Raw genomic sequence first — 6,993 nt, forward strand, 5'->3', positions numbered from 1 at the left:
CCTCGATATTGATTCCCGTATTTTCAAATTTCCGTGCAATATATACCACTAATCGTAAATTACGCTCAATTAATATCGATCTCGCAGCTTGATCACCACTAGGTAATTTTTGTAATAATATTTCCTCTTCTTCTTTTGAGAGAGGAGGAGGTAGCGCTTCACTTCCTCCGATGTAATAAACCTCGTCTGTTTTGATGCCTAATTTAATTAGTAATTTGTACCATAAATATGTAAGACGTAACTTAAACTTTTTCATTTTCCTCCCCCTTCGCATTTTTAATAATAGTCAGCTTATTCTTATCATCAATATCAAGATAGCTAATACTATATATTTGACACTGTTCCATTTGTTTAATGTATAAAAACAATGATTTAGAGTATGATAAGATTAAAGGATTCCTCATATTAAGATACTTGTTCCATTACATGTCCTTGTAGCATTTTAGGGTGAATGATGCATTCATACTCATCCTCTGAAGATAACTTTGTACGATTTAATCCAACAATCGTTTTTTGCACTTTAATTTTCTCATCCTTCGTTTCAATTACTACTTCATCTGGTTTAAATCCTAATAAAAATTTATTTTCGCTTCCTACAACTCGATAAGGAATAATACGTATACGATGTTCCCAAGGATGTGATTGCTCATTATTACTTAATGACTCCATTACATCTTCTTGAATTGCTTGATTTACTAATGGCTCCGGAATAAAGTGACTTGCTTTTAATGTGTCGATAATCATAACCGGACTTCTTGTTATAGGATCATAAAGCTGATTCCCGCTATCTACTAGACCCCTTAATGTCAATTCGCATTCATCTACCTTTATCGTTACATTAACCAATTGTTCAAAATGGATTTTCTTCGTTTCTAATCCTTCAATTCTATTTCTAGAAAAAATCCATAGCATCGGGAATCCTACGATTACGAATATCCAACTAATAGGATGTCCAAATCCCGTTGAATTTGTCATTAAGACCCCATTTAAATAGCTCATTTCAGATTGTAAAAAATAATGTACCCCTATCATTCCGCCACCAACAAGAAAGGTAACAAAATAAAAGGTTAATAAGCTTTGAACAAAAAATCGGAATCGTTTAAAACCAAATGCAATCCAAACCATTAATACTGAGACAAACATCTTTCCAAATGGATGGCTTGCAAATAACGATAATGGTGTAAACAACATAATGACAATACTTGAACCTAAAAGGGCAGCAAGCACAATACGGTATTTTTTTATTTTCCTTTTTAATGCTATAGCTGTTAATAATAGAAGCAATAGATCAAAGGAGAAGTTTAAAAACCAAATAATGTCTAAATAGATGGACATCTATTTCTCCTTTCGCTAGAGGAATACGTGTTCAGGTTACTAGGAATAACAGTAACGAAACTATGATCACCTATTGTCATTTAGTATAAATTGTCTGAACTAGGAAGTCTGTCACTTAGTGCCGAGAGAATGGAAGTATTTTTGAAAGAATTTTAGAAATTTTGTCGAGTTATAATAATCTATGAAACTTTCAACAAAATATGCGGAAATTTAATTGAATGGTACCTTTTCTTGTAGTGGATTAAATAGATGGAGCAACTTTATAATTTCCCCATAATAAAAGAGTGCCATAATGATTAATGGCACTCTTTTATTACGTATTTGAAAATTAGCGACGCTTATTACGGTTTCTAAGAAACGTAGGTATATCTAATGTATCATCGGCTTGCTGCATGCTACTACGTGAAGGTGTCTCTTGCACTGGTGCTTCTTCACGTTTCGGCTCACGCTTAGGAACAGGCTTTGCAATAGTTTGTCCACCTGTACCAAATTGACGAGTAGGCTGTTTGAGCGGATTCACTTCTTGCTCAGTAAAACCAGTTGCAATAACTGTTACAACGATTTCATCTTTTAGATTTTCGTTAATAACTGAACCGAAAATCATATTTACATCTTGATCAGATGCAGTTGCAACGATGTCTGCCGCTTCCTGAACTTCATATAAACTTAAGTTTGTTCCACCTGTAATGTTCATTAACACACCTTGAGCACCGTCAATCGATTTTTCAAGAAGTGGACTTGAAATAGCTTTTTTAGCTGCTTCTGCCGCGCGGTTTTCACCTGTTGCAACACCAATACCCATAAGAGCTGAGCCTTTGTTAGACATAATTGTTTTAACATCGGCAAAGTCTAAGTTGATTAATCCAGGTGTTGCGATTAAATCAGAAATACCTGATACCCCTTGACGCAATACATTATCTGCTTCTCTAAACGCTTCAAGCATAGGTGTATTTTTATCAACAATTTCAAGAAGTCTATCATTAGGAATAACGATTAATGTATCGACTGATTCCTTCATTGAAGAGATTCCACCAGCCGCTTGCATTGCACGTTTACGTCCTTCAAATGTAAAAGGTCTTGTTACAACACCTACTGTTAGAGCCCCTAAATCCTTTGAGATTTGAGCGATAACGGGTGCTGCACCCGTTCCCGTACCTCCACCCATTCCTGCTGTAACAAATACCATATCAGCGCCTCTTAACGCTTCCTCTATTTGTTCTCTACTTTCCTCAGCAGCTTTTTTACCAACTTCGGGGTTAGCACCTGCACCTAAACCTCTTGTTAGTTTAGAACCAATTTGCATTTTAATTTCTGCTTTTGATAAATTTAAAGCCTGTGCATCTGTATTTACAGCGATAAATTCAACACCTTGTACTCCGTGCTCTATCATTCGATTGACAGCGTTATTACCACCGCCACCTACCCCGATTACTTTGATGGTAGCTAAGCCGTCAATATTTGTATCAAACTCTAACATGCGAAATCCTCCTAATCCATCAAATGACTTCTAATTGATGTGAACTATTCAAAGAAGTAGCCAAAAAACTTCTTCACTTTATTAACCTTTTTTTCCTCTTTTTGTTGCTGTTGCTGTTGTTGTGGCTTTGAACGTTGTTGTGGCGGTTCTTTTGTAGCTGCTACTTCTACTGCATCAACAGTAACATTTGAACCAATCTTTCTACCTTGTATTTTAGCATTTTTATGAGCGAATTGGATTAGACCTACACCTGTCATATATTGAGGCTCTCTAACACCAATATAGTCTGGACTCGCAATTCTCACACTATTTTGCAAAACAACTTGTCCTAATTCAAGGACACCAGGCATTTTCACCGTTCCACCAGTTAAGACAAAACCACCAGGTAATTCACCGATTCCTAGTCTTTTTAATTCATAAAGAATAAGCTCATATATTTCTTCAAGTCTTGCTTCAATAATATCAGCTATTTCTAATTGATTAAAGGATCTCTTTTGATCAGAACCGATTATTGTTGCTTCAAACACTTCATCCTCTGACGCATGATCGTAATAGCCATGACCATACTTTATTTTTATTCTTTCAGCTTCATCAGTAGATGTTCGAAGCCCAATAGATAAATCCTTTGTAATGTGCTCCCCACCGATTGGTAAAACACTTGTTGCAACAAGATGATTTTGTTCAAATACTGCGATTGTAGTAGATCCTCCACCAATTTCAACTAGTGCAACACCTAGGTTCTTTTCATCCTTTGATAAGGCAACTGAACCAGCTGCTAAAGGTTGCAAGCAAATGTCGGTTATTTCAAGGCCAGCACGTTCTACACAACGTAATAAATTATGTAATACGGTCTTTGAACCGGTAATAATTGTTCCTTCCATTTCTAAGCGAACACCTAGCATTCCACGAGGATCATTAATTTCATCTAATCCATCAACAATAAATTGTCTAGGGATTACATCTATTATTTCTCGTTCTGGTGGAATTGAAATAACTTGAGCTGCCTCAATTACTCTTCTTACATCTTCATTAGATATTTCACGGTTTTCGCTTGAAACTGCCACTACTCCATGGCAATCTTGTAAATGGACATGATTACCAGTAACCCCTACTACGACTCTTTTTAACGAGATTCCAACCATTCTCTCCGCTTGCTCTACCGCTTTCTTTATAGAATGAACGGTTTCATCTATATCAACTATAGATCCTTTTCTTAATCCTTCTGATTTTACGTTACCTACACCAATAATGTTTAAAGTATCATTTGCCATTTCACCAATAATTACTTTAACACTGGATGTACCGATGTCAAGACTTACAAATAGTTCATTGTTGTTCATTCTAAGGCACCTCCTTATCTATCAATACTTTCTATTTTATTCGCTTGAGAACGACATGACAATGAAAATTACTTTACAAGCTTGTAACAAAAAAAGTAAATATTTAGTCTTGAAATATGTCTTACTAGTGATTATTCGTCAAATACTTAATATTCCCTTTTAAATATTCAACTTTTTTTCACTTTTTCTCTAGATAACGACCATTTTGAAAGTAATATTCTTCTAATAACTGCTATGTTTTGGAATAACCTTACCCCAAATGCAAAAACAGCTACTAAATATAAGTCTACACCAAGATGAACACCTAGAAAAGCTAAACTTGCGGCTAAAATGATGTTAAAGAAAAAACCTGAAACGAACACTAGTTCATCATAAATATCTTGTAAATGTGCTCTAATGCCCCCTATTAACGTATCAAGCGCTGCTAAAATCGCAATAGATAAATAATTTGAATATTCAGGGGGGATGCGTAGCTCAGATACTAGTCCTAAAAATACACCTAGTATAAGACCTAATATTGGTAGCCACATAGCTATTTTCCCCCTTCTTCTTTTTCAACAGGCTTCATATTTTTCACACGTATCGTATCATCATATGCTGGAATCGTAATCGTATCGATTGGCTCAGAAATAGTTAACTTTAGATTATCAATAGCAAAATCTTCATCAGTTGTTGAAGCATTCATTCGATTATATAGCTTTTCTGCATTTTCGGATATTACCTTTATTTCGATTGGATATGTATTTAAACTATAATTATCCATTTTTGTTTGCCCATTAATATCGCGAATGACCGTAGAATTAATCAACCGCCTACCTTGAATGGAAATTTCCTCCGCATCATAGGAATTTAGTTCATTTATAAGTCGCTTCAACAAATCTGGCGAAATATTATCAAGCTCCATTCCTAAAATGTCCTCAGAAAATAGTCGGTCAATTGTAATAATAACGCCAGGACCTTCTACTTCTGTTAAACCAGCTTCTTCTTTTAATACATTAAGTGTTTCTTTTAAAGCAGCCTCTGGATTTTCATTTTCTTCTAGTTTATACGTTTCAATAATTTCGTCATATTTCCGTATCTCGGATAATAATTTTACTTGTAGCTGTTGCTCCTCTTTTAAATCGTCACGAAGTTCCCACATATCCCTTGTATCTCTTACAATTGGTTCTTTAATCGTCTGAAATTGAATCGCGAGCATTAATCCAAATATCGTTGTTAATAGAGTGAAACTTAATCCTTTTTTCCAATTCGATTTCTTCATATCAACCACCTTACAGTCCCATTTTTTATTTAAGAAGAAGTCTTTTGCTCTTGAAGTAAAGGATCCATCTTAATCTCATCTTTTTCTTGCACGGAAACAACAATATTGTCATATGTGAGTTGATCTATGACCCCTCCAACAATATTTAAGGCAGGAATTAAAACAGACGGGTCGCCAATTGCTGAAATGACAAAAGGCGCTGGAAATTGGTTTCCGTCAACTGTAATGACAGGACCATTGCAAAATATGTAAGAGTTACTACTTAATCTTTGACCATTAATTGAGATGGCATCTGCTCCTGATATATATAGTTCGTTAATAACTTTAAAAATATGGCTCTCATGAACAATATAATTGTTAACATTTTCACTATCAGGTACGTATGAAGCATCCTCAAGGGATATCTCTACACCTTTCCCTTTAACTGGTAAATCACCAACATACATCCGATATTTTTCAACATCTTCAACTAAATTATAATATACTTGCTTTTCGCTCTTTAACGATTCCTCAATCTTTTTAACTTCCTCTTGTTTTTTATATAGCTCCTCTTGTAAGGTTTTATTTGTCTTTTCCTCTTCAATCAATAACGATCTAGTTTCATATTCTTCATCCCATTGTTCAGTGGACAGTGTTTGATTACTATTTTTTTCTTTCGTTAGCTGATAAGAGTAGGAAATCAAAAATCCTAAAACAAGGAAAATGAGGGATAATATTACGTATCTACCCCTCAGTTTCAAGATTGCTTTCATTCTTCTCCTCCTCTTGTAATGGTTTGTACGATTCAAAGTAAGATCCTACCTCTAAGTGAATAACCCCTTCACTATTTTCATCAAGTTCGCTTACAATAGACGGGTATAGTTCCATTTTCTTAGCAAAAGTACGAACCGAAGCAATAACTTCATATCCATCATTCATATAAAGACGTACTAGCCATGGATCAGTCTTACCTGGTGTATGATGTATTTCAGATATTGAATTAAAAATCGAAGGAGGTATTTTTGTCAATTCTTTAATCATTTCCTTAATATCCTCTTCATCGTCCCAATTTTTTAAAACAGGGGCATCTGCAGGCAAACGCTCTTCAAATTCTTTTAAAACTTCTCCATTGTCTAGTATTGGCAAATAGACACCATCTTTTTCAAGATATGCAACACTTTTATGTTCGGTAATATTCAAAATAATATGATTAGGTAATTTTTTTTCTACTTTTACATCTTTTATTTGTAAAATACTATTTACTGTTCTAATCACTTGTTGTTCATTAATATTCCAAAATCCTGTTGAGGCTGTGATCCCGCTTAATTCAATAATTTTCTTTGAATCAACAATTTCATTTCCTTTAACTGTAATACTTCCGACCTTACTCAAAGGAGATTGAAAGTAGATAACTAGTAAAATTAATAAGAAAAAAACAGAAAGAAACATTATCAATCTGCGATTAGATTTTTGCTTCCGCTGTTGCTGTAATTTAGGTATACGATCCTCTAACGAAACAACCTTCTTCTCCAAACAATTCACCTCATCCCTAGCATTTATGCTCTAGGAAATCTTTCATTATTCTTAATATGTATAGAAAG

General features: G+C 34.5%; 7 protein-coding genes and 1 pseudogene. All 8 read right to left on the reverse strand.

Annotated elements, in window-relative coordinates:
• Positions 1-256 (reverse strand): annotated as a pseudogene (locus HU235_RS07070) (RNA polymerase sporulation sigma factor SigE); the annotation flags it as partial.
• A gap of 149 nt (positions 257-405) precedes the next feature.
• On the reverse strand, positions 406-1,335 hold the full coding sequence (spoIIGA, locus tag HU235_RS07075; protein ID WP_174879753.1) for a sigma-E processing peptidase SpoIIGA: 930 nt from the start codon (positions 1,333-1,335) through the stop codon (positions 406-408).
• Between the two features lie 328 nt (positions 1,336-1,663).
• The gene (gene ftsZ / locus HU235_RS07080) at positions 1,664-2,812 is read right to left on the reverse strand and encodes a cell division protein FtsZ (protein WP_095298852.1); all 1,149 of its coding nucleotides are present in this window, start codon (positions 2,810-2,812) and stop codon (positions 1,664-1,666) included.
• 44 nt (positions 2,813-2,856) lie between these two features.
• Positions 2,857-4,152, reverse strand: coding sequence for a cell division protein FtsA (ftsA, locus tag HU235_RS07085; RefSeq protein WP_174879754.1), 1,296 nt, complete (start codon positions 4,150-4,152; stop codon positions 2,857-2,859).
• 167 nt (positions 4,153-4,319) lie between these two features.
• Positions 4,320-4,682, reverse strand: a complete 363-nt coding sequence (locus HU235_RS07090; RefSeq protein ID WP_095298856.1) for a small basic family protein — start codon at positions 4,680-4,682, stop codon at positions 4,320-4,322.
• A gap of 2 nt (positions 4,683-4,684) precedes the next feature.
• The gene (locus tag HU235_RS07095) at positions 4,685-5,413 is read right to left on the reverse strand and encodes a DUF881 domain-containing protein (RefSeq protein ID WP_145582213.1); all 729 of its coding nucleotides are present in this window, start codon (positions 5,411-5,413) and stop codon (positions 4,685-4,687) included.
• Between the two features lie 29 nt (positions 5,414-5,442).
• Positions 5,443-6,147 carry a DUF881 domain-containing protein gene (locus HU235_RS07100; protein ID WP_174879755.1) on the reverse strand — a complete coding sequence of 235 codons (705 nt, stop codon included), beginning with the start codon at positions 6,145-6,147 and terminating at the stop codon, positions 5,443-5,445.
• A complete protein-coding gene (locus HU235_RS07105) occupies positions 6,137-6,925 on the reverse strand; it encodes a cell division protein FtsQ/DivIB (protein ID WP_095298860.1) in 789 nt (262 codons plus the stop codon). The genes HU235_RS07100 and HU235_RS07105 overlap by 11 nt, the downstream gene beginning before the upstream one ends.
• Between the last annotated feature and the right edge of the window lie 68 nt (positions 6,926-6,993).

It is taken from the genome of Metabacillus niabensis (assembly GCF_902829255.1).
Lineage (GTDB): Bacteria > Bacillota > Bacilli > Bacillales > Bacillaceae > Metabacillus > Metabacillus niabensis.

Bases quoted from the DNA above. Each gene is read 5' to 3' on its own strand.
- spoIIGA (WP_174879753.1), bottom strand. From the start codon at position 1,335: ATGTCCATCTATTTAGACATTATTTGGTTTTTAAACTTCTCCTTTGAT.
- ftsZ (WP_095298852.1), bottom strand. From the start codon at position 2,812: ATGTTAGAGTTTGATACAAATATTGACGGCTTAGCTACCATCAAAGTA.
- ftsA (WP_174879754.1), bottom strand. From the start codon at position 4,152: ATGAACAACAATGAACTATTTGTAAGTCTTGACATCGGTACATCCAGT.
- HU235_RS07090 (WP_095298856.1), bottom strand. From the start codon at position 4,682: ATGTGGCTACCAATATTAGGTCTTATACTAGGTGTATTTTTAGGACTA.
- HU235_RS07095 (WP_145582213.1), bottom strand. From the start codon at position 5,413: ATGAAGAAATCGAATTGGAAAAAAGGATTAAGTTTCACTCTATTAACA.